25 protein-coding genes are annotated in these 26,266 nt (G+C 56.1%); 11 read left to right on the top strand and 14 right to left on the bottom strand.

What is annotated here, in order from left to right; translation table 11 throughout:
- Positions 1 to 362 precede the first annotated feature (362 nt).
- From DS906_RS14365 to DS906_RS14355, 3 genes are read right to left on the bottom strand one after another with little or no spacing between them, the layout of a single operon-like run.
- A complete protein-coding gene (locus tag DS906_RS14365; protein WP_113790820.1) occupies positions 363 to 1,094 on the bottom strand; it encodes an amino acid ABC transporter ATP-binding protein in 732 nt (243 codons plus the stop codon).
- Entirely contained in the window at positions 1,091 to 1,951 is an 861-nt protein-coding gene (locus tag DS906_RS14360; protein ID WP_113790819.1) for an amino acid ABC transporter permease, read from the bottom strand. The genes DS906_RS14365 and DS906_RS14360 overlap by 4 nt, the downstream gene beginning before the upstream one ends.
- Positions 1,952 to 2,776: an ABC transporter substrate-binding protein gene (locus tag DS906_RS14355; RefSeq protein WP_113790818.1), complete on the bottom strand. Its 825-nt coding sequence runs from the start codon at positions 2,774 to 2,776 to the stop codon at positions 1,952 to 1,954.
- Between the two features lie 392 nt (positions 2,777 to 3,168).
- On the opposite strand from DS906_RS14355, the gene DS906_RS14350 reads away from it, so the two are divergent.
- Both DS906_RS14350 and DS906_RS14345 read left to right on the top strand, forming a co-directional pair.
- Positions 3,169 to 5,568 carry a DUF3141 domain-containing protein gene (locus DS906_RS14350; protein ID WP_113790817.1) on the top strand — a complete coding sequence of 800 codons (2,400 nt, stop codon included), beginning with the start codon at positions 3,169 to 3,171 and terminating at the stop codon, positions 5,566 to 5,568.
- A gap of 289 nt (positions 5,569 to 5,857) precedes the next feature.
- Positions 5,858 to 6,511 (top strand): YrbL family protein, encoded by a 654-nt coding sequence (locus DS906_RS14345; protein WP_113790816.1) that lies wholly within the window; start codon positions 5,858 to 5,860, stop codon positions 6,509 to 6,511.
- A gap of 130 nt (positions 6,512 to 6,641) precedes the next feature.
- Here DS906_RS14345 and DS906_RS14340 read toward each other — a convergent pair whose 3' ends face one another.
- The 9 genes from DS906_RS14340 to ugpB form a co-directional block, all read right to left on the bottom strand.
- Entirely contained in the window at positions 6,642 to 7,247 is a 606-nt protein-coding gene (locus DS906_RS14340) for a YrbL family protein (protein WP_113790815.1), read from the bottom strand.
- A 234-nt stretch (positions 7,248 to 7,481) separates the two neighbouring features.
- Positions 7,482 to 8,183, bottom strand: coding sequence for an RNA polymerase sigma factor (locus tag DS906_RS14335; protein WP_113790814.1), 702 nt, complete (start codon positions 8,181 to 8,183; stop codon positions 7,482 to 7,484).
- A complete protein-coding gene (locus tag DS906_RS14330) occupies positions 8,180 to 8,710 on the bottom strand; it encodes a plastocyanin/azurin family copper-binding protein (protein WP_113790813.1) in 531 nt (176 codons plus the stop codon). Before DS906_RS14330 ends, DS906_RS14335 begins: the two co-directional genes overlap by 4 nt.
- Positions 8,707 to 9,126: a hypothetical protein gene (locus DS906_RS14325; RefSeq protein ID WP_113790812.1), complete on the bottom strand. Its 420-nt coding sequence runs from the start codon at positions 9,124 to 9,126 to the stop codon at positions 8,707 to 8,709. The genes DS906_RS14330 and DS906_RS14325 overlap by 4 nt, the downstream gene beginning before the upstream one ends.
- A 191-nt stretch (positions 9,127 to 9,317) precedes the next feature.
- Positions 9,318 to 10,262, bottom strand: coding sequence for a glycerophosphodiester phosphodiesterase family protein (locus DS906_RS14320; RefSeq protein WP_233494801.1), 945 nt, complete (start codon positions 10,260 to 10,262; stop codon positions 9,318 to 9,320).
- Positions 10,262 to 11,317, bottom strand: coding sequence for a sn-glycerol-3-phosphate ABC transporter ATP-binding protein UgpC (gene ugpC, locus DS906_RS14315; protein ID WP_113790810.1), 1,056 nt, complete (start codon positions 11,315 to 11,317; stop codon positions 10,262 to 10,264). The genes DS906_RS14320 and ugpC overlap by 1 nt, the downstream gene beginning before the upstream one ends.
- Before the next feature lie 3 nt (positions 11,318 to 11,320).
- Positions 11,321 to 12,157, bottom strand: a complete 837-nt coding sequence (gene ugpE, locus DS906_RS14310) for a sn-glycerol-3-phosphate ABC transporter permease UgpE (RefSeq protein WP_113790834.1) — start codon at positions 12,155 to 12,157, stop codon at positions 11,321 to 11,323.
- 20 nt (positions 12,158 to 12,177) lie between these two features.
- Positions 12,178 to 13,059: a sn-glycerol-3-phosphate ABC transporter permease UgpA gene (gene ugpA, locus DS906_RS14305; protein WP_113790809.1), complete on the bottom strand. Its 882-nt coding sequence runs from the start codon at positions 13,057 to 13,059 to the stop codon at positions 12,178 to 12,180.
- A 61-nt stretch (positions 13,060 to 13,120) separates the two neighbouring features.
- The gene (ugpB, locus tag DS906_RS14300; protein ID WP_113790808.1) at positions 13,121 to 14,431 is read right to left on the bottom strand and encodes a sn-glycerol-3-phosphate ABC transporter substrate-binding protein UgpB; all 1,311 of its coding nucleotides are present in this window, start codon (positions 14,429 to 14,431) and stop codon (positions 13,121 to 13,123) included.
- 173 nt (positions 14,432 to 14,604) lie between these two features.
- Between ugpB and DS906_RS14295 the strand changes: the two genes are divergently transcribed.
- The 9 genes from DS906_RS14295 (at position 14,605) to iolB (ending at position 24,584) form a co-directional block, all read left to right on the top strand.
- Positions 14,605 to 15,507 carry a LysR substrate-binding domain-containing protein gene (locus DS906_RS14295; protein WP_113790807.1) on the top strand — a complete coding sequence of 301 codons (903 nt, stop codon included), beginning with the start codon at positions 14,605 to 14,607 and terminating at the stop codon, positions 15,505 to 15,507.
- Positions 15,508 to 15,583: 76 nt separating this feature from the next.
- Entirely contained in the window at positions 15,584 to 16,600 is a 1,017-nt protein-coding gene (gene iolG / locus DS906_RS14290; protein ID WP_113790806.1) for an inositol 2-dehydrogenase, read from the top strand.
- Between the two features lie 119 nt (positions 16,601 to 16,719).
- Positions 16,720 to 17,661, top strand: a complete 942-nt coding sequence (locus tag DS906_RS14285) for a sugar ABC transporter substrate-binding protein (protein WP_113790833.1) — start codon at positions 16,720 to 16,722, stop codon at positions 17,659 to 17,661.
- An 81-nt stretch (positions 17,662 to 17,742) separates the two neighbouring features.
- Positions 17,743 to 18,867 (top strand): ABC transporter permease, encoded by a 1,125-nt coding sequence (locus tag DS906_RS14280; RefSeq protein ID WP_113790832.1) that lies wholly within the window; start codon positions 17,743 to 17,745, stop codon positions 18,865 to 18,867.
- Between the two features lies 1 nt (position 18,868).
- Positions 18,869 to 19,687, top strand: a complete 819-nt coding sequence (locus tag DS906_RS14275; RefSeq protein ID WP_113790805.1) for an ATP-binding cassette domain-containing protein — start codon at positions 18,869 to 18,871, stop codon at positions 19,685 to 19,687.
- Between the two features lie 81 nt (positions 19,688 to 19,768).
- Entirely contained in the window at positions 19,769 to 21,601 is a 1,833-nt protein-coding gene (gene iolD, locus DS906_RS14270) for a 3D-(3,5/4)-trihydroxycyclohexane-1,2-dione acylhydrolase (decyclizing) (protein WP_113790804.1), read from the top strand.
- Positions 21,598 to 22,497, top strand: a complete 900-nt coding sequence (iolE, locus tag DS906_RS14265) for a myo-inosose-2 dehydratase (protein WP_113790803.1) — start codon at positions 21,598 to 21,600, stop codon at positions 22,495 to 22,497. Before iolD ends, iolE begins: the two co-directional genes overlap by 4 nt.
- Before the next feature lie 50 nt (positions 22,498 to 22,547).
- Positions 22,548 to 23,729, top strand: coding sequence for a phytanoyl-CoA dioxygenase family protein (locus tag DS906_RS14260; RefSeq protein WP_113790802.1), 1,182 nt, complete (start codon positions 22,548 to 22,550; stop codon positions 23,727 to 23,729).
- A gap of 48 nt (positions 23,730 to 23,777) precedes the next feature.
- On the top strand, positions 23,778 to 24,584 hold the full coding sequence (gene iolB / locus DS906_RS14255; protein ID WP_113790801.1) for a 5-deoxy-glucuronate isomerase: 807 nt from the start codon (positions 23,778 to 23,780) through the stop codon (positions 24,582 to 24,584).
- 9 nt (positions 24,585 to 24,593) lie between these two features.
- On the opposite strand, the gene DS906_RS14250 is transcribed toward iolB, so the two are convergent.
- Positions 24,594 to 25,433 (bottom strand): class II fructose-bisphosphate aldolase, encoded by an 840-nt coding sequence (locus DS906_RS14250; protein ID WP_113790800.1) that lies wholly within the window; start codon positions 25,431 to 25,433, stop codon positions 24,594 to 24,596.
- Positions 25,430 to 26,266 (bottom strand): 5-deoxy-glucuronate isomerase, encoded by an 837-nt coding sequence (locus tag DS906_RS14245; protein WP_113790799.1) that lies wholly within the window; start codon positions 26,264 to 26,266, stop codon positions 25,430 to 25,432. The genes DS906_RS14250 and DS906_RS14245 overlap by 4 nt, the downstream gene beginning before the upstream one ends.

Genomic DNA, 26,266 nt, shown 5'->3' with positions numbered 1-26,266 from the left:
TAAGCGCTGACGTCAGACACACCGAAAATCCGCCGCATAATCAAACCAAACAGATGCGCCAGATCCTCTCTTAGCTCAGGCAGCCATCTGTCCCAAAATCCCCGACGACGGACAGTCCGACTGATAGATGTGTGACAAAGATCAAGCACGAGACGCGTCATCTGCGCATCCGTTAGACAAAAAAAGATTTGGCTTATTCGCCACCCATTTTTGAGCTGTGAATCATGCGGCCAATCGGAAATCAGTGGGTCCTGAGGTTACGCATTCGACGTGGATAAGACACACAGACAAACATCGGTTTGGTCCGACTGGACATTGCTGAACGGGTTATCTTTAGATGAATCTGCAGGACCTCAGCGACATCACAGCACGCGCGACAAGAACGCCTTGGTGCGCGGTTCGTGTGGTTGGGAGAAGAGCACCTCGGGCGGACCCTGTTCCAGGATGCGTCCGGCATCAAGGAAACACACTTTGTCTGCCAGCTCACGTGCAAAACCCATTTCGTGGGTGGCAAGTACCATGGTCATACCCTGCTTTCGCAGGTCCCTCAGCACGTCCAGAACCTCGCCTACCAGCTCGGGATCCAGCGCACTTGTAATCTCGTCAAACAGCATGATCTGCGGCTCCATCGCCAGCGCGCGGATGATTGCCACCCGCTGCTGCTGGCCGCCCGATAGCTGGTCTGGATAGTGTTCCATCCGGTCACCCAGCCCAAAGCGCGTGAAAAGCTGGGTCACCTTCGGGCGTAAGTCTTCTCTGCTCAGTCCGCGCACACGACGCGGTGCGAGCATGACGTTCTCTGCTGCCGTCATGTGAGGAAAGAGGTTGTAGCTTTGGAACACAATGCCGATCTGTTGGCGCACGGGCTGTGGGTCAAGCCCCGGTTCCGAGATGTCCTTCCCATCCAGCCAGATCTCGCCGTCATCGATGGGTTCAAGCAGGTTCATGCAGCGCAAGAGCGTGGATTTGCCAGAACCTGAAGCGCCAATGAGGCACACCATTTCGCCCTCAGCCACATCCAGGTCAATGCCCTTGCATACCTCGTGATCATCGAACCGTTTCCGCACCCCTCGCAAGGATAACTTTGCTGTCATGTACGGGCCCTGTTCTGCTTGTTCATAAGGTAGTCCGCATACCGCGTGGCTGGTATGGTCAGCGCAAGAAAGATAAGCGCTGCACCCACATAAGGCGTAAAATTGGCATAGAGCGATTTGTAAACACCAGCCTGTCGGAAAATCTCAACCGGGCCGATAAAGGACAATAGCGCCACGTCCTTCTGCAAAGCGATGAACAGGTTCATATTGGCAGGAACGACGTTTCGTATGGCCTGCGGCAGGACCACATAGCGCATGGTGTCCTGATCGCTTAGCCCCAGCGAGGCCGCGGCGGATCGCTGCGACTGGTGGATCGAGTCAATGCCCGAGCGGATCACCTCGGCCACATAGGCCGAATAGACCAAAACCAGCGCCAGGGTGCCCCAAATGTACGGGCTGTTCCAGGGCCTCGGCAGGCCCAACCCGGGCACGCCAAAGCCAATAATGTAGATAACAAGAACCACCGGCAGGCCACGGAAGATGTCCGTATATGCAATGCCGAATAACCGCAGCGGAAAAAGCGCAGGTGCGCGCGTGTCCCGACACAGCGCGATAACCAGACCCGTGATCGCGATAAGCGGCGCTGACCAGGCAAAAATCATCACGTTCATAAGAAAGGCTTCGAGCAATCCGGGAAACGTCTCGGCGAAGACCCGGCCGTTAAAAAACGAGCGTTGTACGGCCTCCCAACCGGGGGCGAGCGGGACGAGGACGACGATGGCAAGAGCCACGCTGACCGCCGAAATCAGCGCTATGCGATTTGAGCGACGCCGTACCTCGGCTTCATAAACCTCGCGACGCGTTGGCGTCGCGGCAGAGTGCTCAACCGAGTCTTTTTGCAATGACGTTTCTTTCATCTATTCGATGACCGGCACACCTGTAGCCTCGGACAGCCATTGGGTTTCAATCGCCGCAAGCTCGCCGCTTTCGGTCAGTTCTGTGATGGCCGCGTTGACGCATTCCTTCAACGCGTTGCCCTCTTCCATCAAAAGGCCGAACTGATCAGGACTTTCGGTTTGCCCCGGAGGGAACTGGCCAAGCAATGCACCGTTTTCGACCACGACAGCCGACAGATAGAGTGCCGTAGGCAGGTCATAAATTGCGGCATCGATCTGGCCGGCCATGATGGCAGCATTCACATCGGCATTGTCGTTGTAAAGCAGCGGTTCACTCGAAGGCTGGATCACGTCGTTCAGCATCGGGATTGCGGTCGTCGTGGCCACGGCGCCCCACTTCAAATCCTTGAGGCCGTCCAATGTCGCTTCTGCGCCGGAATCGACAACGTTCTGGGTGGTCAGAACCGCCATGGCCGAGGTGTAATATGGCAGGCTGAAATCAACCATTTCTTCCCGTTCGGGCGTGATCGAGTACTGCTGCATGTTGAAGTCAAAGCTCTTAGCGCCAGGCTGAATCGCCTCGTCAAAACTTGTACGTACCCAGGTGACATTGTCCTGGTCGAAGCCCATTTTCTTGGCGATGGCATAAGCAACGGCAGCTTCGAATCCTTCGCCGCTTCCGGGCGCGTCATTCATTACCCAGGGATAGTAGGCCGGATTACCTGTTGCGATTGTCAGGGTGCCCTCTGTGAGGGTCTTGCCCTTGGCGCAGGTCCCATCGCCCGCGGCAAACACCGAGGTTGTTGAGAAAAGCAAGGCCAGAGCTGGGCCAGCAATCAGTTTCATAAATCTTCTCCCTGTTTTTGTTTGGTCACAGGTTCTTATGCGCAGGGGGATTTGTCTAGGTGTTTGATCCCACGGTGTGATGGCGGGTTCTCTTCGTTCGTCAGGACCTTTGCACTAGAATCAACACAAATATGTCGCAGTTGTGGAAAGTGTGAAGCAACCAATATAGGAGTATGCTGCATCGCAGCGATTTGCCGAAGGGGCGTCTACCATGTTCCGTCTTGAAGGTTTGAACGCGCTTCTCGGCTTGGCCAAAGATCAATCAATAGCCTGGGGGTTGCGCGCGATCCCGAGCAGACCGCGTTGATCTTTGCTGGGATCTAGACGTGTGGTGGGGAATTTCAACACCACCGGTGGCGAGTACGGCAATTATCGAATGACAGGAGTTTCTCATGACATCGAATGTTCAGGCGAACACCTTGGGGACCAGCCGGACGCTGGCTGATGATACGGGCTATTTGCAGGACCGGACGGCAATAGCTGTGGCGCGGGCTCTGGACCGGTCCGGGTTACAATGGGAAATGCTGTCCCAAGCGGCATCGCTGAACGCGCGTCGGATCGCAGAAAACCACACAGAGCACACCCACCGTCTGATACAGGGGTTTGCCGATCTGGCCACGCAGATGACACCGGCAACGGTGGCGCGGAATTGGTCGGAATACCTCAGGGATGCGGGACAGCGGGTGGTTCTGACGCTGGACGCACTGCGCGAACGCGGCGATGTATTTCTAGAACATGAGGCTGCCGGCTGCCCGCCGGTGCTTGCCTATGAATACGAAGTAGTAGCCGATGGTGCAGATCTAGAGCGGCCCTGCAATTACCAGCTGTTGCGCATCATCCCGCCCGAAGGTGTCGCGGTTGACGATCAGAGCCGCCCTTATGTGATCATTGATCCGCGCGCCGGACATGGCGGCGGCATTGGCGGGTTCAAACCCGATAGTCAGGTCGGCGTGGCGCTGGCCAAGGGGCATCCGGTCTACTTCGTCAACTTCCGGCGCGATCCGGTGCCGGGACAAACATTGGCGGATGTGATGCATGCCGAGGCCGGGTTCGTTCGCGCCGTTCGCGCTCGTCACCCCGATAGCCCGCAGCCGGTTGTGATCGGCAACTGTCAGGGTGGCTGGGCGACTTTGCTGATGGCCGCTTGTAATCCTGACTTGACCGGACCACTGGTTTTGAATGGCGCGCCGGTTTCGCCGTGGTCGGGCGAGGTCGGCGAAAATCCGATGCGTTACAATGGCGGGGTGCTTGGCGGCACCTGGCAGCCAATGTTTTGGTCCGATCTGGGGGCGGGGCAATTCGACGGGGCCAATTTGGTGATGAATTTCGAACAGCTGAACCCCAGCCGGAATTATTTTGGCAAGTATTTCGACCTCTATCGCGACCCCGAAGGCGGGCGCGAACGGTTTATTGATTTTGAACGCTGGTGGGGCGGTTTCTTTATCCTGAACGAGAAAGAAATTCACTGGATCGTCGAACAGCTATTTGTCGGCAACCGGCTGGTCCGGAACACTGCCCAGCTAGAGCCCGGCGTGCCGCTGGACATCAAGGCGGTTCGCGGTCCGATCTTTGTCTTTGCCAGTCACGGCGACAATATCACTCCGCCTCAGCAGGCGCTGAACTGGATCGCCGACACCTATACTGACGAAGAAGAGATCCGCCTGCGCGGCCAGCGCATCATTTACATGCTGCATGAAGAGGTCGGGCATCTGGGTATCTTCGTGTCTTCGAAAGTGGCTCGAAAAGAACATTCCGGACTGACTTCGACGCTGGAAACCGTCGAGGCAATGGCCCCCGGTCTTTACGAGATGCAGATCGAAAATATCGAGGGTGAGGGGGCCGAGAAACGGTTCGAGATCCGATTTGTGGAACGTCGTTTGACCGATGTTGCGGCGCTGGATGATGGGCGGCGGGACGAAACCGGCTTTGCCGCAGTGGCTGAGGTGTCCGAGTTGCAGGCTGGCCTCTATGAAACCTTTGCCCGCCCGGCGGTGCAGGCACTCACCACGCCGAGCACCGCGAAGGCGCTGCGCGACCTTCACCCGCTAAGGGTACAACGGGCGGCACAGTCGTCGCAATCGACCGCTGCTTTCGGGGTTCAGCAACTGGCGCAGGCGGCCCGTGCCCAACGCGCACCTGCTGCACCCGACAACCCGTTCCTGACGGCCGAAAAACTGACGGCGGACTGGGTTGAGCAGGCGATGGATCTGGGCCGGGACCTGCGTGACGCTTGGTACGAGATGACGTTCCATGCGCTCTGGAACGGCCCGCTGGCAGCTACGTTCGGACAGCAGCAGGCAGAGCGACGCACCTTGCCCGATCTTGAAAGCCTGCGCGCGCTGCCCGAAGTTAAATCGGCCCTGGCACATATGGGGCAAGGCGGCGTAGCCGAAGCGGTGGTACGGATATTGATCCTGCTTGGGGGCAGCAACCGCAGCTATCGCTCCGAGATGCTGGATCGGTGGTCAGATATCTTCACTCGGGAAGAGCCCTTTGCCGACCTATCGGTAGAACGCCGCCAGCATCTGCTGCATGAACAATCGATTATAGCAACGCTCGACCCCGATGGCGCAGTTGAGACCCTGCCGGATCTTTTAGCGCACCCCGAAGACCAGGCGCTGGCGGTGGCGCTGATCGATCGGATCATCGGTGAGGTCGAGGCCCCAACCCCAGAGCTGAAGGCAATGGCGCGCGACCTGTGCCATGCGCTGAACCTGAAAACCCCGAAGGAATTTGCCGAAACCCCCACGAAACGGAAAGCTACGGGCGTGCGAAAGGGTCGCAAGATCTGAAAACTCCGGACACCGCACCGGTATTTCCAAGTTTTTGACATCGCTTGCAAAGAGTGTCGGACGATGCAGCCAGGTGGTCATCGTTAGAGCATGACCTTTCCAGAGATCAGGCGCGTCCGTTGGTACTGCGGCGACCCCATTGGCTCACTGCAACATTCAAGATGGTACCCGTCCCTGAGCAGCTTGAATTCCAAGCATCATGATTGCAATTGTCTCCGGCGTTTAACGTAACAATATCAATGGTCAAAAAACAACTTGCGCTGGTCCGGAATCAACTTAAACAGAAAATATGAATAGCCACCAAAATCCCACTCTGCTTGAACTAGGAAACAGCCCTGTTATCGCGAAGGGAAACAGGCAATTCGTATATGAACACCCATTTGACAAAGGGCTACTGTTAAAGGTTCCGCAACCTCACACGATGGATGCAGGTTCGAGGCTTGTAACCGACAAGTGGTATGACCGGCTGTTTCGTAGAGCTACCGTTTTTAAGGGTTTCATGCGTGAGTTTGACGAAGCGTTTTTTCTGATGGTCCGCCATCAAGAAAGTCCGGACGTGATGCCCGTTTGTAGGGTGTTTGGCACCGCACCGACAGACAAGGGTCTGGCGTTGGTCTATGAACGCATTTCTGATCCGGATGGACAGCTTTCCCCAAGTCTGGGTCAGTTGATTGCCGAAAGTCGCCTCACCCCTCAGCATTTGAGCGATCTCAATAAACACTTCGACCAATTGTCAGAAGAACGTGTCGTCATAAGCAATAAGAACACTGGCAATCTTGTCTATCAAACATGGCCCGACGGATCCGGGCGATGGGTTTGGATTGACAGCTTTGGGTCTAAACAAGTCATTCCTCTGCGAAGATGGGTTCGCAGCTACAATGACCGAAAGCTCGGCCAAGTTCGAAAAAAGTTCTTTGACTTGATAGACGCCGCAAAGGGCTAATCGTCAGACCAGCCCAGTCGATTGGAATCAACAGGTCCTTGCTGGTACGACTGGGAAGACGCCCATTCAGCTGGTGGCTAATGCAGCGAAGCCAAATCGACGCCATTTGATTACCGTAGAGCGGGTTCTATCAGCCAAGACCAAATGCTTGGCCCATGCGCGTCCGGCGGCGCTCGATGGATTTGCGGAATGCTAAATCAGAAACCAGCGTCAGCGGAAACAACACTCTTTCGCCCAAGCCATCGATAACGACCAGTTTTCCATTGCGCTCTTGCGCACGTACAATGTTTTCAAAACCCAGGTCGCCCACGATAATCCGGCCACGTTCAAGGTCGTCCATGAGTTCCATGAATTCACCGTGCAGCTGCTTGCGCTCTGACATGTCATCGCCCAATGCGGCCCGTTCCGATTCCAGCGTTGGCGCCAAATCGCCATCAGGACCGGTCATCTTTTCGACCACCAGCGCGGGTCCCTGAGATGTCGCCGCATACCCCATAAAATCCGCAAGGCGTTCAATCTCGGGGCAGCCTCGTGTCAACGCGGCTAAGTATTCGTTTGCTTCCCGGTTCCACTGACGAAGGTTGCCATAGCGCCTCTCAGCATAACGAGGAATTACGTGGTTACGCACCGGTTCATCCACCCGGACTTTCAACAGCGCGCGCTCAATAAACGGATGCTGATAAATTTCGTAGTTGCGGCTTCTTCGCATTGGCCGAATTTTACTTAAGTCTATCATGTTGTTTTGCCGATCCTAATAAAGAAGATCGCCGATTACAGCCATCCTCTCAAACCAAGGTCTCCAATTAGTCTTTTTCATGTTTGAGGACAACCAGATGCCGAAACAAGACATTTAGTACGGGCATCTTGCGGAACGTATCGATAGTGAAGCGGTACGGTTCATCGCGCCCAGATTGATGATAGATCAAATTTTCCGCTTTGGTTGGTCCCGTGATCTCCGGTCAGTTGAAGCTCAGAGTTGGCCGTTAGCCCGCAGGCACCCGATCACGCGGCTTGCCATATTTGCGCATCGCTTGCCTCCGAATGGAAAGATCGCTTCGAATCCACCACGAACCTGTCGTTCAAGCGCTGAACGCAGTCGGCGACGGGCGCGGAATAGGCGCGTTTTTACCGTGATCGGATTGATCTGAAGCTCACGGGCGATGGCCATAACGCTCATATCTTCGGACTCGCGCAACAAAAATGGAAGGCGCATATCGGGTGGCAGTTCGGAAACCGCGGTTTCCAATAATCCGCGGAGTTGCGCCCGGCCTATGGCGGCATCGGGAAGTTCAGAATTCTGACCGGGAAATGTCAGGATCCGAGACAGGTGAGTCTCGTCAACGGTGTCGTACTCTTCCTCTGGCTGGAATCGTCTGCGTTGCATGCGCGCGGTATTGATGACGATCCGGGTTATCCAGGTCGAAAAGCTTGCGCGTTCCTGAAAACTGTCCAGTTTGCTGAAAGCGGACATATAGGCCTCTTGCAGCGCGTCTTCGGCTTCGGAATCTGTATCGACGATACCCCGGGCAACGCGGAACAGACGCGGATTCAGACGCCGGACAAGTTCGCGGACGGCCGTTTCGTTTCCGCTCCGGGCGTCGGCCACAAGCTCTGCTTCGGTTTTAGCCGTTCCGTATTGGATTGCCGTCTTGTGACTTGTCCCGACCGTCATGATCTGTCCTTTCGCTTGATGTTACCTTTCGCGATTAATTCCTGTGCCAATGGCAATGCCTCCAAAACCTGATCGGATACATCGCTTTGATCTTCCGAGGTTCCTTCCCAACCCGCATCGGCGGGGGTCCCCACCACAATGCGGCCGACCATCGCCGCCATTTCGTGGGGCAGGCAATAGTAATCGTACACCCCAGGAGCTGTCAGCGTGACCTCGAAATATGCATCGGGCAGCAGAAAGTCGCTGTCCCAGGGGTCCGCCGCCGCAGGAATGCGACGTTTTCGGTCATAAAACTTGGGGTGATAGGCGGTCACCGTATGGCTGTTTCCTGGGTCCCGGTTGGTGAAACGGATGGTGGAGCCCGGTGCCACTGACAAGCCCAAGGGATCAAACCAGACCCTCTCGCCACGCGCGCTGCCGCGCATTTCAACATCGATAACTGTTTGTGCACCTGATGATCGTGTGCCTGCGCAGGTAGCGATCGCGCCACCTGCGAGCCACAGCGCATAGCGTCGCGTGCAGATCATTCGGCCAGCCGTTCTTTTGCCCCCTCATCATGGAACAGCACGACATGTGCGTGGGGCTTTTCCACTCCGGGGTGGCCGGCGTTGAAGTAAACATCTGTCGAACTGACAGTGTGCGACCCCAATCCCAGCCCGTCGAATGCAACTCCGTTCTGCAGATCGTCGAGCGGGGTCATGTAGATCGTTGCCGACAACTGCCCATCGCGATCATAAGCCAGGAACGGACCAGCGGGCAGGGTGGCCGGGTCTACAAACAGCGTGCCAAGACCCGGGATGAATTCTGGCAGAGGCAGCACGTCGCTCACTTTCACATAAGGATCACCGGCGGGTGCATTCATAAGAGCCTTTTCGTCATGCGCAGCGGCAAGCGTTGTGGTGACGAACAACAGTCCAATTGCAGACACAGAGATTTTAGTCATGGGCTTGTCCTTTCCATAGTTCACATCCGGTGCGTCACAATTGGCACCTGTGTTATTGGATGCGCTGCGCGCGAAAAGGTTCCCAAGTTTCTTCGATGGGTTTTTGATGGCCGGCCGCGCTTTGGTCAGCTGCGCGGAGTATTCCGGCGATCAGGATTGTATTTGCGACGTTCATGCCTGGACTGGCTTTGCTAGTGGGTGGCGCTCCACCTCATCCCCAAGTCCGACAGATGCCTTTGAACCCGTCCAGGATAGTCGGACACGATTGCGTCCACGCCCAGATTAATCATCTTGCCAATGTCTTCGTGTTCATTGACTGTCCACACTGCGACGCACAGGCCCAGCTTTTTGGCAAGAGCCACGCTTTCAGCAGTCACATCCGCAAAATACGGACACCAAAGCGCACCGCCCGCTTCTTTGACCAAATTTGGAATTTCATCGCGACGGCCACGAAAGTCCGGACAAACTGCTTTTGATGAGTCCTCGCCCACATCATCCGCGTTATCGGGAAGCTGCGTCAGGTACGAAGACGGCATATCAGGGGCCTGTCGCTGACATTCTTCCAATAGAGCCCAGTCAAAGCTGTGCAGAACCGCACGCGGCGACAAATCCTTGGCGCGAACGTCTTGAAGAACCCGGCCAACGAAGTTCTGTCGGTAAAACGCATCATGGGCCAAATCGGGATCTGACTTTAGTTCGAGCATCAGACAGGCATCGCTGTATTTTGGGTCATCGACCAGTTCCAACAGGTTCATCAGCGTTGGAACACGAACATTGTCCATTTGGGCCTGGTCTGGAAAACGACGACCATAGGCGGAATGCCCGTCCAACCGTCCGATGTCGAATTGCTGAATCCGTTCGACGGTCAACGAGGAAACCTTTGGCTCTTCTCCTACCAAAAATCGACCATTGGCGTCACGAAATGTCGGCGCGTGCAGGCGGTGGTTATGGGTTATGACCGGAACGTTATCTGCCGTAAGCACGACGTCAAACTCCAGGAGCGGGACGCCGATGGACAGCGAAAAGCCAAAGCCAATCATGCTGTTTTCAGGTAGGACGCCGCGTGCACCCCGATGCCCGACAACCCGGATCAGGTTTTCACCGCCACGAAAGGCTTCAACCTGTGGAAACGTCATCAGCTTTGCAGCCTTTCACCGGTTGAATGGTCAAACAGGTGCATATTCTCTGAGGCGATCGAAAACCGCATGTTCGGATGCTGGCCTTCGATTGGGTGGACACCCGGAAGGCTTATCGTAATCGCGCTGCCAGAGCCTATGAGCTGACCGTGCAATAGTGTGTTTGCCCCCAATGGTTCCGCAATCTGAATCGTTGCTTCCAACGGACCGTTTTCATCCAACAACAGATGCTCTGGTCGTATCCCCAATTTTGCCGCGATATCAGGCCCCTGGGATGTGCCGACCTCAATTTCTCCGATCTTGACTGTCCCGTTTTCACGCCGGGCGTCAAACACGTTCATCGCAGGGCTGCCAATGAACTGCGCCGCGAACAGAGTTCTGGGTGTTTCGTAAACTTCCAACGGTGTCCCGATCTGCTCGGCGCTACCGCCATTCATCACGATCATCCTGTCCGCCATCGTCATGGCCTCGACCTGGTCGTGAGTAACGTACAGGGAGGTGACTCCAAGCTTTTCCTGGAGCTCACGGATTTCCAGACGCATCTGAACACGCAGTTTGGCATCGAGGTTAGAGAGCGGCTCATCAAACAGGAAGACTGCCGGTTCGCGGACAATGGCACGGCCCATGGCCACCCTTTGGCGTTGACCGCCCGACAATTGCCGCGGCTTGCGATCCAGCAAAGCTTCAAGCTGTAGCAGTTTGGCGGCGTCAGTCACTTTTTGATCGATCTGATCTTTGGGAAGTCCGGCAATCTTCAGACCGTAACCCATATTCTGACGCACGGACATATGCGGGTAAAGCGCATAGTTCTGGAACACCATTGCTATATCCCGATCCATCGGCTCTTTGTCGTTGGCTCTTTCATCGCCGATCCGGATTTCCCCGGACGAGACCGTCTCCAACCCTGCCACCATTCGCAGCAGCGTGGATTTACCGCAGCCTGAGGGGCCGACGATCACGATGAACTCTCCGTCTGCGATATCGACATCGATACCGTGGATCACATCCGTCGGGCCAAAACTCTTTTTGACGTTCTCTAGGGTTACTGTTGCCATTTCTTACTTCTCGCTATCGACAAGGCCGCGGACAAAGAGCCTTTGCATTGACACCACTACGATGACTGGCGGGATCATTGCCAGAATTGAGGTCGCCATGATTGTCGGCCAATGGGCAAAGTCGTCACCGGACGGGAACATCTGTTTGATACCCATCACAATAGTGTTCATTTCAGGATCGGTGGTGATCAGCAGCGGCCACAGGTACTGGTTCCAGCCGTAGATGAACAAGATCACGAACAGCGCCGCGATATTGGTCCGGCTCATGGGCACAACGATGTCGATGAAGAACCGCATCGGGCGGGCTCCATCCACGCGGGCAGCTTCGGCCAGTTCATCAGGGATCGTCAGGAAGAACTGACGGAACAGGAAGGTCGCCGTTGCCGAAGCAATCAGGGGAAAGATCAGACCGTAATAACTGTTGAGCATGCCAAACCCGGCCACAACCTCGAAGGTTGGAACAATCCGCACCTCGACCGGCAGCATCAGGGTCAGGAAGATCAGCCAGAAAAACGTCCTACGGCCTGGAAACTTGAAGTAGACAATCGCAAACGCTGACAGCAGGGAGATGATGATTTTGCCCACCGCGATGCCAATGGCCATCACCAGGCTGTTGAAAAGCATCGTTGCGACGGGCACGTTTACCCCCGAGAACAGCGCCGCTTTGTAGTTCACCCAGAACTGATCACCCGGCACCACGGGCATTGGCGGAGAAACGATATCGGCCTGGGTCACGGTTGAAGCAACAAAGGCCAGCCAGATCGGGAAAAAGATGATCAAAACGCCAAGGATCATGAACGCATGGGTGAACCAGATGCCTACGCCACGTTTTTCGACCATTCCGTGTTGTTGGGCTGCCATCAGTAATGCACCCTCTTTTCCACGTATTTGAACTGAATGACGGTCAACAGGCCGACAACAATCAGCAAGATGACAGATTGTGCCGAAGATGATCCAAGATCCTGCCCGACAAAGCCATCTGAGAAGACCTTGTAGACTAGGATCGTCGTCGCCTGTTGCGGGCCGCCGCCAGTGATCGTGTGGATCACCCCGAAGGTTTCGAAGAAGGCATAGACAACGTTCACCACCAGCAGGAAGAATGCAGTCGGAGACAGCAGCGGCAGTACAATCGTGAAGAACCGGCGCCAGAAATGCGCGCCGTCAATTGCCGCCGCTTCGATGACCGAGCGGGGAACGGATTGCAGCGCTGCAAAGAAGAACAGGAAGTTATAGCTGATGCGCCCCCAAGCCGAGGCGACAACAACCAACCCCATAGCTTCGGTATCGTTCAGGACATGGTTCCAGTCATAACCAAGCTGGCTGAGATACCACGCCACCACACCAACGCGTGTATTGAACATGAACAGCCACAGCACACCGGCCACAGCAGGGGCTACGGCATAAGGCCAGATCAGCAATGTGCGATAAACACCCGAACCTTTAATGAGCCTATCTGCGATAACTGCCAGAAATAGCGCCGGTATCATCGAACAGAGAGTCACAAGCGTCGAAAACACAGCCGTCGTGACGAAAGATGCGCGATAATATTTATCGCTCAAAAGGAATTCAAAGTTTCCCAGTCCGACATACTGGGACGACAGGCCGAATGGGTCAGGTATGAACAGAGATTGCCATACCGCCTGACCAGCGGGATAGAAGAAGAAGACAGCGGAAATGATGACCTGTGGGGCGATCAGCGCCAATGGCAACAGCCAGCCGCGAAAGGTGACGCGTTTTTCCATCCAGAAAGTCCACCGAAGAAAGAAAATGCGGGCCCGAAAAAGACCCGCATGAAGTTATGACTTATTGATTGGCGGATTCGAACCGGCGCAGCAGCGCGTCACCACGTTCCTTCGCGCTATCCATCGCTTCCTGAGCAGTTTTCTCACCGGCCCAGACGGCCTCAAGCTCTTCGTCGATGATGCCGCGGATCTGGTCGAAGGAACCCAGGCGCAGACCTTTGGAATTCGCAGTTGGCTCTTTCGCGGTCATCTGGATCACAGCGATGTCGGTGCCGGGGTTTTCGTCATAGAAGCCCGCCGCACGTGTCGCATCACCCGCTTCGGCCGTGATCGGAAGGTAGCCGGTGTTCTGGTGCCAGGCCGACTGCACGTCAGACGATGACAGGAAGCTCAGGAACTCTCCGACGCCCTTGTATTCTTCGGGGTCATGACCTTCCATTACCCAAAGTGATGCGCCTCCGATAATGGTGTTCTGCGGCTCACTTGTGACGGCTTCCCAGTAGGGCAGCGGACGGACGTCGAAGTTGAATTCGGCTTCTGCCTTGATGCCTGCGTAACCGGCTGAGCTTTCAGTGAACAATGCGCATTCGCCTGACCGGAAGTTCGCCCCGCCTTCGTTTCTGCGACCGGTGTAGATGAACTTGCCATCCTTGGCCCAGTCACCCATCGCGGTCAGGTGTGCCACCTGCGCCGGTCCGTTCAGCATCAGCTCGGTATCCAGACCGGCAAAACCGTTGTCCTTCGAGGCAAACGGAACATCGTGATAGGCCGACATGTTCTCAAGATGGATCCAGCTTTGCCATGCGGTGACCAGCGGGCAATCTTCGCCCCCGGCCTTGAGCTGTTCAAGTACGTCTCCAACCTTTTCCCACGTGGACAGATCCGTATCCGGATCAACGCCGGCGGCCTGCATGGCGTCGCGGTTGACCCACAAAACCGGCGTGGATGAGTTGAAGGGCAGCGAAAGCATGTCGCCGTCCGTGGTCGTATAGTACCCTTTGACGGCCCCGATATATGCATCGGGATCAAAAGGCGCGCCACTTTCAGCCATCACTTCGTAAACCGGCCTGATCGCACCTTCGGCTGACATCATCGTTGCCGTACCGACTTCGAATACCATCAGGATGTTCGGCTGCTCACCGGCGCGGAAGGCGGCGATGCCCGCGTTCAGGGTTTCCGAGTAGTTGCCCTTGTGGCTTTCGACCACAACAAATTCGTCCTGACTGGCGTTGAACTCTTCGACCTGGGCTTTGACCAGCTCACCAAGGCGGCCGGTAAAGGCATGCCAGAACTGAACCTCGGTTTGTGCCATTGCCGCCACTGGGGACAATGCAGTTGTTACGGCGAGAGCGCCGAGAAAATTCTTTTTCATGATTCCTCCCATGCATCAGGTTCGATGCTTCGTTGAATACCGACCGCAACGGGTAAACGGCACACATGACGATTTCACGACGTTAACGTTACAGAAATATAATTCAAGCCCAATTTACTGGATAAAAAAATAACATAGTGTTATGAGGCGAGGGCGGTAGATTGGGATCGGTAATGAGTCAAATTCTTAGGGTCCGGCAGTTAGAAGCCCTTATGGCTGTAACAACCAACGGCTCTGTCACGGCGGCAGCGACCGACCTGGGAGTGAGCCAGCCAGCCGTCAGCAGGTTGCTTTCGGATCTTGAAAAGTCACTTGGGTTTCAGCTTTTCGATCGCCGTGAAGGCCGATTGGTGCCAACGCAGGAGGTTCGGTATCTTTTGCCCAGCGTCGAGCGTGTGCTCGAACTGATGAGGCAAATCTCTGACGTCAGCCAGGACATCACACAGCGCAAAGCAGGGCACATCCGTGTTGCATGCCTGCCCGGGTTCGCCACCAGCCATTTGCCCGATGTTGTCGCCAGATTCTTGAAGGATCGGCCCGGCGTCACCTTGACGATCGAACCTGACAGACCCGAGCGCATTCTTGAATGGATGATCGGCGAGCAGTATGATTTTGGGATCACAGACAGCTTTAATGGTCATCCCGCTGTCGAAAGCTGGGATATCGAGGTCCGGACGGTTTGCGTGTTCCCCACCGGATGTGAATTGGAAAACCTCTCTGAGGTTACACCGACTGATCTCGTAAACAGCAAAATTATCCACACACGACGCGACAGCGACTTTTTCGGAAGGCTCTCAAAAGCGTTTCAAAGTGCCAATGTGGAATTGAATTCCCATATTGAAGTCAGGCAGTTCACGGCGGCATGTGAATTGGCCGTGAAAGGCGTTGGCGTTTCCGTCGTGAGCGAACTGGACGCCGTCCAATACGCAGCCCACGGGTTAAGCTATCGACCGTTCAAGCCATTCTTACCGCATACTCTTTCGCTTGTTCGACCGATTTTGAAACAACCGTCACTGGTGACCCTGGAATTCATCGAGCAGTTCCGAGACAGCCTTGAGCCTTTCAAAGCGGAATAGGACCGTCGAAATTAATTCTTGCAACCGGTTGCAAAAATATTGATTGTGTCACCTGAGAATTGATTCGGGGGACCGTATGTTGAAGATCGGATTGCTGGGGGCCGGACGTATTGGTCGCGTGCATGCGGAAGCGATTTCGGCACACCCCCAAACCGAATTGACGGCTATTTCAGACGCGGTGAATGATGCCGCTGTCGGTCTGGCTGCTGAGTACGGCGCCAGGGTGCAAAGCTCTGACGAGATTATCGGTGATTCAACGATTGATGCGGTTCTGATCGCAACGCCTACAGATACGCATTCCGACCTGATCGAAGCGGCAACGCAGGCCGGCAAAGCGGTCCTGTGCGAAAAACCCGTAGATCTGGACCTTGAGCGAGCAAAAATTTGCCAAAAAGCCGCGGGCGCGACTGGTCAACCGGTCATGCTTGGCTTCAACCGTCGCTTCGATCCCAATTTCCAGGCGCTGAAAGCCGCCTATGATGGTGGCGAGGTCGGGAAAGCTGAGCTGTTGTCCATAACGTCGTTTGATCCGGCGCCGCCTCCGGTGAGTTATGTCAAGGTATCGGGCGGGTTGTTCCGGGACATGATGATCCATGATTTTGACATGGCCAACTATCTGATGGGGCAGATGCCTGTCACCATTTCAGCCGTGGGAACCTCGGTCGTCGATCCGGAAATTGGGCAGGCCGGTGACGTAGATACGGCTGTGGTAACAATGACTTACCTGGATGGTAGCCTTGCTGTCATAAAGAACTCGCGGCGCGCAGCCTACGGGTACGATCAACGGGTCGAGCTGCTTGGTTCAAAGGGTCTTTTGCAGGCGCATAATGTCCTTGAGAACTCGGTTGTTAAATCAACAGCCGACGGCGTGACCGGAGCGAAGCCAACATACTTCTTTCTTGAACGCTACATGGCCGCTTACCGCGCCGAATGGGATGCGTTTACGCGCGCCATTCAGTCCGGCTCGGACGTGCCGGTAACACTTGAGGATGGTGTCGCGGCGTTGGCGATGGCCGAAGCCGCAACGCGCTCGGCGAAATCCGGAAGGCCCTTAGCGATGGAGGAAGTTTTTTTGAAACCGGTTGCAAAATGATCGGATTTCCGGAAACTGAAGGAAGCTCGATCACCGATCGGAGCAGACGAGATTCGGTTTAGCCGAATGGCCGGGCAGACCCGGCACCAAGATTGAATTTTCTATTGGGAGGAATGGAAATGAAAAAAATCGTAAAAGGTGTGCTGATGGCCAGCGCAGTCGCATTTGCCGGCGCCACAGGCGTTGCGGCAGAAGGCGAGAAGTATATTCTGGTCAGCCATGCTCCGGACAGTGACAGCTGGTGGAACACCATCAAAAACGGCATCGCCCTGGCGGGCGAGCAGATGGGTGTTGAGGTCGAGTACCGCAATCCGCCTACTGGTGACCTTGCCGACATGGCACGGATCATTGATCAGGCCGCGGCTTCGGGTCCCAACGGTATCATCACAACTCTGGCCGACCCGGACATTCTGGAAGGCCCGATCAGGGCTGCCGTAGATTCTGGTATCGACGTCATCATCATGAATACCGGCACGCCGGAAAAGGCGCGCGAAGTTGGTGCACTGATGTATGTCGGCCAGCCGGAATATGACGCTGGATTGGCTGCGGGCCAGCGTGCTAAAGGTGATGGCATCGGCTCGTTCCTGTGTGTGAACCACTATATCGTGCAGCCATCCAGCCAGGAACGCTGTCAGGGCTTTGCAGACGGTCTGGGCATCGAGCTGGGCGAGCAGATGATCGACGCAGGGCAGGACCCGGCCGAGATCAAAAACCGCGTTCTGGCTTACCTCTCGGCAAACCCCGAAACGGATGCCGTTCTGACACTTGGCCCGACTTCGGCTGACCCGACCATTCTGGCGCTGGAAGAAAACGGCATGGCCGGTGACATCTACTTCGGCACCTTCGATCTGGGTGGTGAAATCGTCAAAGGCATCAAAAGCGGTGTGATCCAGTGGGGTATCGACCAACAGCCCTTCCTGCAGGCCTACCTGCCTGTCGTTGTGATGACGAACTACCATCGCTATGGCGTCCTGCCGGGCAACAACATCAACTCGGGCCCCGGTTTCGTAACCGCTGACGGGTTGGAAAAAATCGAAGAGTTCGCGGGCGAATACCGCTGATCTTCAAAACGGTGCGGACGCACGATGTGTGTCCGCACCACCAGATGCAAGCATTCAGACGAACGCGCCAAGGAGGCAACAATGGCTGAGTCAGCGCAATCCGCAGTCGGTGGTGACGAGCGGGTAAAAGAGATATCACCTCTACGCCAGGCCCTGATACGCCCCGAATTGGGCGGAATGGTCGGCACAGTCGCAGTATTCACGTTTTTTCTGCTGTTTGCTTTTGACAGCGGCATGTTCACCAGTCAGGGCGTGATGAACTGGTCCGTGGTTTCCGCGCAGTTCATGATCATCGCTGTTGGAGCCTGTTTGCTTATGATCGCCGGTGAGTTTGACCTTTCCGTCGGCTCAATGATCGGGTTCGCGGGCATGATGATCGCGATTTTCTCGGTCACTCTTAGCTGGCCGGTCTGGATTGCCATCATGGTGACCTTTGTACTTTGCGTCTCGATTGGGGCGCTGAACGGCTTTATCGTCGTGCGCACCGGGTTGCCCAGCTTTATCGTGACGCTGGCCTTCCTGTTTATTCTGCGTGGTTTTACCATTTTTCTACCGCAAACAATCGAGCGGAAAACAATCATTGGCGGCATCCGGGATGTAGCCGAGGGCGATTGGCTGGCATCGGTGTTTGGCGGCAAAATAGGGCAGGGCTTTTTCGTCTGGTTGGGCGATAATGACCTAATCGGAACTTTTGAACGCGGCACGCGCGAGGGTCAGCCGGTGGTTGACGGTATCCCCATGCTGATCATTTGGGCCATCGTGCTTATCATCTTCGGCCATGTGCTTCTGACCAAAACAAAATTCGGCAACTGGATCTTCGCCTCGGGTGGCGACGCCGAGGCTGCCCGAAACTCGGGTGTTCCGGTGAACAGAGTCAAAGTTCTGATGTTCATGTTCACCGCCTTCTGCGCGACAGTTTTTGCGACCTGTCAGGTGATGGAATTCGGTTCCGCTGGTGCGGATCGCGGATTGTTGAAGGAATTCGAAGCGATCATCGCCGTGGTCATTGGCGGTGCGCTGCTGACCGGCGGATATGGCTCCGTAATTGGGGCGGCGCTTGGGGCTTTGATCTTTGGCGTGGTGCAACAGGGGCTGTTTTTTGCCGGGGTCGAAAGCTCTCTGTTCCGGGTGTTTCTGGGCGTGATCCTGTTGGGTGCCGTGATCCTGAACACCTACATCCGTCGCATCATCACAGGAGAACGCTGAGATGACTGAAGATACCAATTTCCATCATGGTGATGTGCAGGGTCAGGATCCGATCATCCGGATGATCGACATTGAAAAGCACTTTGGCTCCGTGATTGCTCTGGCCGGGGTCAGCTTTGATCTGAAACCGGGTGAGTGTCACTGCCTTCTGGGTGACAATGGCGCGGGTAAATCGACCTTCATCAAGACCATGTCCGGGGTCCACAAGCCAACGGCTGGCGAGATCATCTTTGAAGACAAACCTATGCATTTCGAGGACCCGCGCGATGCTATCGAAGCCGGGATCGCAACAGTGCACCAACATCTGGCGATGATCCCGCTGATGAGCGTCAGCCGCAACTTCTTCATGGGCAATGAACCCACGCGCAAGGTCGCGGGGATCAGCTTTTTTGACAAGAAACAGGCTGATGAGATCACCATGGAAGAGATGCGCAAAATGGGCATCAACCTGCGTGGTCCCGATCAGGCTGTGGGTACGTTGTCAGGCGGTGAGCGTCAGACGGTTGCGATTGCACGCGCCGTGCATTTTGGCGCTAAGATCCTGATTTTGGACGAACCGACATCGGCTCTTGGCGTGCGCCAGACTTCGAACGTTTTGGCGACCATCGACAAAGTGCGCAGTCAGGGTGTGGGTGTGGTGTTTATTAGCCACAATGTTCGGCACGCGCTGGCGGTCGGCGATCGGTTTACGGTGTTGAACCGGGGTAAAACACTGGGCACGGCCAAACGGGGTGAGATTTCGCCCGAAGAGCTACAGGACCTGATGGCAGGTGGTCAGGAACTGGCCCAGCTGGAAGGGTCTTTGGGCGGAACGGTCTGACGCGGTCCCGCGCAGACCCAGCTTTCGAAAAACTGGAATTCAACGGAGTGGCCATGTGGCCTTGAGTTGAAAGGGATCAATATGGGCAAAACTATCAGACTGACCGCAGCGCAAGCTCTGGTTCGCTATCTGGGCGCGCAGATGAATGAGGCCGGAGAGCCGTTTATCGCAGGTGTCTGGGCTATTTTCGGCCATGGAAACGTGGCTGGCCTGGGCGAGGCGCTGCATGCAATGAAAGACAGCTTGCCGACTTATCGCGGCCATAACGAGCAGACGATGGCGCATTGTGCCATCGCTTACACCAAACAGATGCGGCGATCACGGGCGATGGCGGTGACCTCGTCCATCGGACCGGGCGCGACCAACATGGTGACAGCCGCCGCCTTGGCGCATGTGAACCGCTTGCCGGTGCTGATCATCCCCGGGGATATCTTCGCAACGCGTGGTCCCGATCCGGTGTTGCAGCAGATTGAAAGCTTTGGCGACGGTACCGTCAGCGCAAATGACTGTTTCAAACCCGTCAGCCGCTATTTCGACCGGATCAGCCGACCGGAACACCTGCTGACCGCTCTGCCGCGCGCTTTCCGCACCATGACGGACCCCGCCGACTGCGGACCGGCAACACTAGCCTTCTGTCAGGATGTTCAGGCCGAGGCCTATGACTATCCCGAAAGCTTTTTTGAGCCGCGCGTCTGGTATCAGCGCCGCATCCGCCCAGATGAGGGTGAGCTGGCCCGCGCTGTGGCGGCTATCAAGGCGGCAAAGCGCCCGGTTATTGTCGCCGGTGGCGGCGTTCACTACTCTGGTGCGACCGATGCGCTGCAGAGTTTCGTGGAAACGCACAATATCCCGATCACGGAAACACAGGCAGGTAAATCCGCTTTGGCATGGGATCACCCGCTGAACCTCGGGCCCGTAGGTGTGACAGGCGGCGAACCGGCCAATTCCGTCTGCGCCGAAGCTGACTTGGTTCTGGCCGTTGGATCTCGCTTACAGGATTTCACCACCGGGTCTTGGGGCCTGTTCTCAAACCCTCAGCGCGAGATGATCTGTCTGAATACCGCTGCTTATGATGCAGAAAAACACGGCGCGATGCCGCTGCAATCAGATGCACGCGTCGGGCTGGAGGAGCTGGGTGCGGCTTTGCAGGGATACCGGGCCGACCCTGTGCAAGATACGCTTAAGGCGGATTGGTTCGGCAAGGTCGACAAACTGACCGATGCCCCCGGCGACGGGAACGCATTGCCAACAGATATGCAGGTTGTTGGTGCGGTTCAGCGTGCCTCGAACAATGACACTGTCGTTATGTGCGCGGCGGGCACCATGCCCGGAGAGCTGCACAAGCTTTGGAAAGCACCACGTCCCGGTGCCTATCACATGGAATACGGCTTTAGTTGCATGGGGTATGAGATTGCCGGTGCGATGGGCATCAAGATGGCGCAACCGGATCGCGACGTGATCTGCTTTACCGGTGACGGCACCTATATGATGGCGAACTCGGAAATGGCTTCGGCCGCGATGATGGGCATCTCGTTCACCGTGGTCATCACCGACAACCGGGGCTTTGGCTGCATCAATCGTCTGCAGATGGGCACCGGTGGTGCCGAGTTTAACAACCTTTTGGATCATGCGGTGCATGAAACCCCATCGACCATTGATTTCGCGGCCCATGCCGCGGCAATGGGCGCAACTTCGGTCAAGGTCACTTCGATTGTCGAGCTGGAAGACGCGCTGGCTAAACGCGGCGATTTCCAGGGGCCTTACGTGGTGGTTATCGACACCGACCCGTACCCGTCGACCGAATATGGCGGCACGTGGTGGGAAGTGGCGGTGCCCGAGGTCAGCGTCCGCCCCGAAGTGAACGAAAAACGCGCAGCCTATGAGCTGGCGATCAAGGAAAGAAACACGAAATGAGCGTGAAAATCGGGATTTCTCCGATCGCCTGGCAGAATGATGACCTGCCGGACCTGACGGCGGCGTACACGATGGAACAAGCCCTGAAAGAGGCGCGCGAGATCGGATACACCGGTGTCGAGCGTGGTCAGCGGATGCCCAGCGATACCGAAGGGCTGCGTGCCTATCTGGAAGGCAATGACATTGCGCTCTGTGGCGGGTGGTGCTCGGGTTTCTCGCTGGTCAATGATTTCGCAGCAGAACGCGAGGCTGTGCGGGAACAGGTTGAACAGTTCGTGGCCCTGAATAGTCCATGTATTGTCTATGCCGAATGCTCAAACACCGTGCAGGGTCAGGCTGGTACGCCGGTCAACAACCGGTCCAAGCTATCCAAAGACGAAGTGTTGGCCTATGCCGCCAAGGTCACCGAACTTGCTAAATGGATGGCCGACCAGGGTATGCCGATGGCCTATCATCATCACATGGGCACGATCATCGAGACCGAGGATGACGTGAACTGGTTGATGGAAGGTTCGGGCCCGGAGGTGAACCTGTGCTTTGACACTGGGCACCTACTTTTCGGTGGCGGGGATGTGATGGCGACCCTCAAACGCTGGGGCGACCGTGTGCATCACGTGCATTTCAAAGATATCCGCCCGGCTGTGGTGCAGGACGTAAAGGAGAATGATCGCAGCTTTCTCGATGCGGTCGTCGCCGGAGCATTCACCGTTCCAGGTGACGGGTGTATCGACTTTCAGGCTGTGGCGAATGCGCTCAAATCCTTGGATTACAACGGATGGATTGTTGTCGAGGCCGAACAGGACCCGGCCAAGGCTCCGCCATACGAATATTCCAAGAAAGGCTACGAGCACATTCTCGACGTCTGTGGACAGGCAGGATTGGAGGCCCAAGCGTAACAACTCTCCCTTCGGGGTTAACACCGAAGCCATGAAAAAGGAGAACTCTCATGGTAAATCAGCAGCTAGGTTTTGTCGGCTATTTCGACCGGGAATCCTGTGATCTGGATGAATTCAAGGTATTGACCTCGCAGAACCTTACAGCCGATGTCGTCCCGCACGCCGCCTCGATCGAAAAGAACGTTCCAGTCTATGACATGGACGAGTTGAGCCCTGCGCTAGAAAACGTAGGTAAGCGCAAGGCTCTGCTGGCCGAGTGGGGCCATGTGTTGGACAAATCATCGGGCGTGATCGTTCTGAAACGTGCGTTCTCCGATACGTCCGTGATTGACCGCGCAACCGATGTCTTTCGCCAGATCATAGCTGACGAAAGACAAAGCGGCGCGGGAGAGGGTGACCACTTTGCGGCGTCCGGGGCCAATGACCGGATCTGGAACGCGCTGCAAAAACAATGCCTGCGCGATCCCGAGGGCTTTGCCCTCTATTTCGGAAACACGGCTGTTGCCGCAGCCTGCGAGGCGTGGTTGGGGCCAAACTATCAGGTCACGGCACAGATCAATCAGGTGCGTCCGGGTGGTAAAGCGCAGCAGGCGCATAGGGATTACCACCTTGGATTTCAGAGCGCAGAAAGTGCTGCGTGCTATCCAGTGCACGCACATCTTGTTACGGCATCACTGACATTGCAGGGGGCGATTGCCCATTGCGACATGCCGGTCGAAAGCGGGCCAACCAAGCTGCTGCCGTTCTCGCAGCTTTATCCGCCGGGCTATCTGGCGTTTCATGACGAGGGTCATCGCGAGTATTTCGAAGACAGCTATATCCAGCTGGCGCTGGACAAGGGCGATGCTGTGTTCTTCAACCCGGCACTGTTCCACGCGGCTGGTGAAAATCGCAGTGCGGATATCGACCGGATGGCGAACCTGTTGCAAATCTCCTCCGCTTTTGGTCGCGCGATGGAAACCGTTGACCGGCGGTCCATGTCTGAGGCGGTGTTCCCTTCGCTTATTGCATTGAAACAACGCGGACAGATGAAAGGGGCCGAACTGGATGCAGCCATCGCGGCCACGGCAGAGGGATACCCGTTCCCGACCAATCTGGATACGGACCCACCGGTCGGCGGCAACGCACCGGAAAGTCAGGCCGATATTTTGCGACGTGCTGTGTCCGAAGGCTGGACCGAACAACAACTGACCGAAACATTCTTGGCGCTGCAAACAAGGCAAGCAGCCTGAAGGAATACGGGCGGGCGTTCCAAGCCCGCCCCACACGGAGAAAAACAAATGGCCGACCTGCTCAAAAAACCCTTTGGGACCAGAGGTAAAGTGCATGACATCACTCCGGCAAGCGCCGGGTGGCGGTACGTCGGGTTTGCGCTTTACCACCTGCGGGCAGGCGACACAGTGGCCGAGGCGACGGGTGATCGTGAGGTCATTCTGGTCATGGTCGAAGGCAAGGCCCGCATCGCCGGAGCTGACCGAGACTGGGGTGTTCTGGGCGATCGGATGAACGTGTTCGAAAAGACACCGCCGCACTGCCTGTATCTGCCGAACGGCACAGAATGGACGGCTACAGCCGAAACGGATTGCGTGATTGCGGTGTGTACAGCCCCGGGCAAGAATGGCCACTCTGCGCGACGCATCGGCCCCGACGGCATTACTCTGACCGAGCGCGGCAAGGGTGCAAATACGCGCTATATCAACAACATCGCGATGGAGAATGAGGACTATGCCGATAGCTTGCTGGTGACCGAAGTGTTTACGCCAAGCGGGCATTGGTCATCGTATCCCAGCCATCGACATGATGAAGATGATTTTCCGCGGATCACCTATCTGGAAGAGACCTACTATCACCGTCTGAACCCGGCGAACGGGTTCGGGATTCAGCGCGTCTATACCGATGATAGGCAGTTGGATGAGACTATGGCTGTTTCCGATGGTGATGTTGTTTGCGTGCCCCGCGGTCATCACCCATGCGGCGCACCCTACGGGTTCGAGATGTATTATCTGAACGTTATGGCCGGACCGCTGCGCAAATGGCGTTTTGTTCCGGCCCCCGAAGTTGAATGGATCATGGAGCGCGACGCGTAACGCCCACGCCTACCTTTGCGCAGGGGCACCAAAGGCCCGTATGACCATGCGGGCTGCCGCCTCAACCGGGTCGTGGGTCTCTTTCAGGATCGTCACGCGGTCAAATCTGTCCGTGTCGCGGTTGACTGCCTCGCGCAGCGCGTTGCCAAACGCCATACGCAGTTCTGTCCCGATATTGAACTTGCAGATCGACGTTTTCCGCGCCAACCGGCTGCGTTGTTCCACAGGCACGCCAGAGCCGCCATGAATGACCAACGGAACATTTGTTGCCGAGTCGATTTCGGCGATGCGGACCTCATCCAAACCGCCCTCTTTGTCTTGTTGCAGATGGACGTTTCCGACTGAGATGGCCATCGCGTCCACGCCGCTTTCACGAGCGAACTGCGCGGCCTCGTTTGGGTCTGTCCCGTTCGATCCTTCGCCGCCGGAATAGCCGACAAAGCCGATCTCACCTTCGCAGGAAATACCGGCCGCATGGGCCATTTCGGCAATGGCAGCAGTTTCGTCGATGTTTTGCTGCAGCGGCTTGCGTGACCCGTCAAACATGAGCGATGTGAACCCGCTGTCCAATGCGATCTTGCAGTCCTCGAATGTATAACCGTGATCCAGATGGGCCACGACCGGAACCGAAGCTTTTTCCGCCAGGAAGCGAAACATCTTGCCCAGAACAGGCAGGGGCGTGTGTTCGCGGCAGCTTGGACCAGCCTGAAGGATCACCGGCGCATTTTCCGCCTCGGCTGCGGCTACATAGGCGCGCATATCCTCCCATCCCAGTGTAACAAGCCCGCCAACAGCGTAGCCGTTTTCGTATGCAGGGGTGAGGACGTCTTTGAGTGTGGCGAGGGTCATTTGAATTTGGCAATCATGTCTTTGATGCCCGGAATGGTCTCGACCTGATAGGCATGGGTTGGTTGAAAAAACTGAACCAGCGAACGCTGAGTCAGGCCGCCAAGGATAGTGAAATAGTACATCTCGTATCCCGGCAGAACACAGCAGGGGTGGTACCCCTTGTCGATGCAGATCGTTGAGCCGTCGACGATGTGATAGGCGTCGCCCGGTTCGTTATCTTCACGCTGCAACATCTGAAGGCCCGACCCCCAGTTGGGTTTGAAACGGAAATTGTAGGTCTCGTCGTGCCGCGTCTCGTCGGGCAGACGGTTCGTGTCATGCTTGTGGCTGGGGAATCCGGACCAGCCACCCTGACCCACAGTGTACAGCTCACTGATCAGCAGGCGACCCACTTTGTCGTGCTGTTTCTGGCCGAGGATGTGTTTGATTTTGCGATGGGTTTTCGTGTCGTCGCTTCCGTATTGAACCAAGTCATGTTCACGCACGTCGAACGGATCCAGCACCTTGTCGTACTTGGCGCCCGCTATGAAGATTTCGGTTTCATCCGACACGCAGACCAGTTGGACCTTAGCGCCGACCGGCACATAAACGCCTTCCGGATCCCCATCCCAGACGTCTTCGCCCCGCTTGCCCAGCTTGGCGAACTGCTCGCCTTCTACATCGACATCGACGCTGCCCGTGGCGGGCACGATACACGTCTCATAACCGGGCACTTGATATTCAAACGCTTCGCCCTTTTTCAGTTTGACGATGTTGAAGTAATTCAGCGGAACCGTTGGATCATCGGCGTCGACGATCGGTTTGTTCTGATTGTCATAGGGAGCGATATGCAT

It is taken from the genome of Ruegeria sp. A3M17, from assembly GCF_003318255.1.
Classification (GTDB): domain Bacteria; phylum Pseudomonadota; class Alphaproteobacteria; order Rhodobacterales; family Rhodobacteraceae; genus Ruegeria.
The sequence above is the reverse complement of the archived record's forward strand: the minus strand, read 5'-3'. Positions and strand labels throughout refer to the sequence as shown.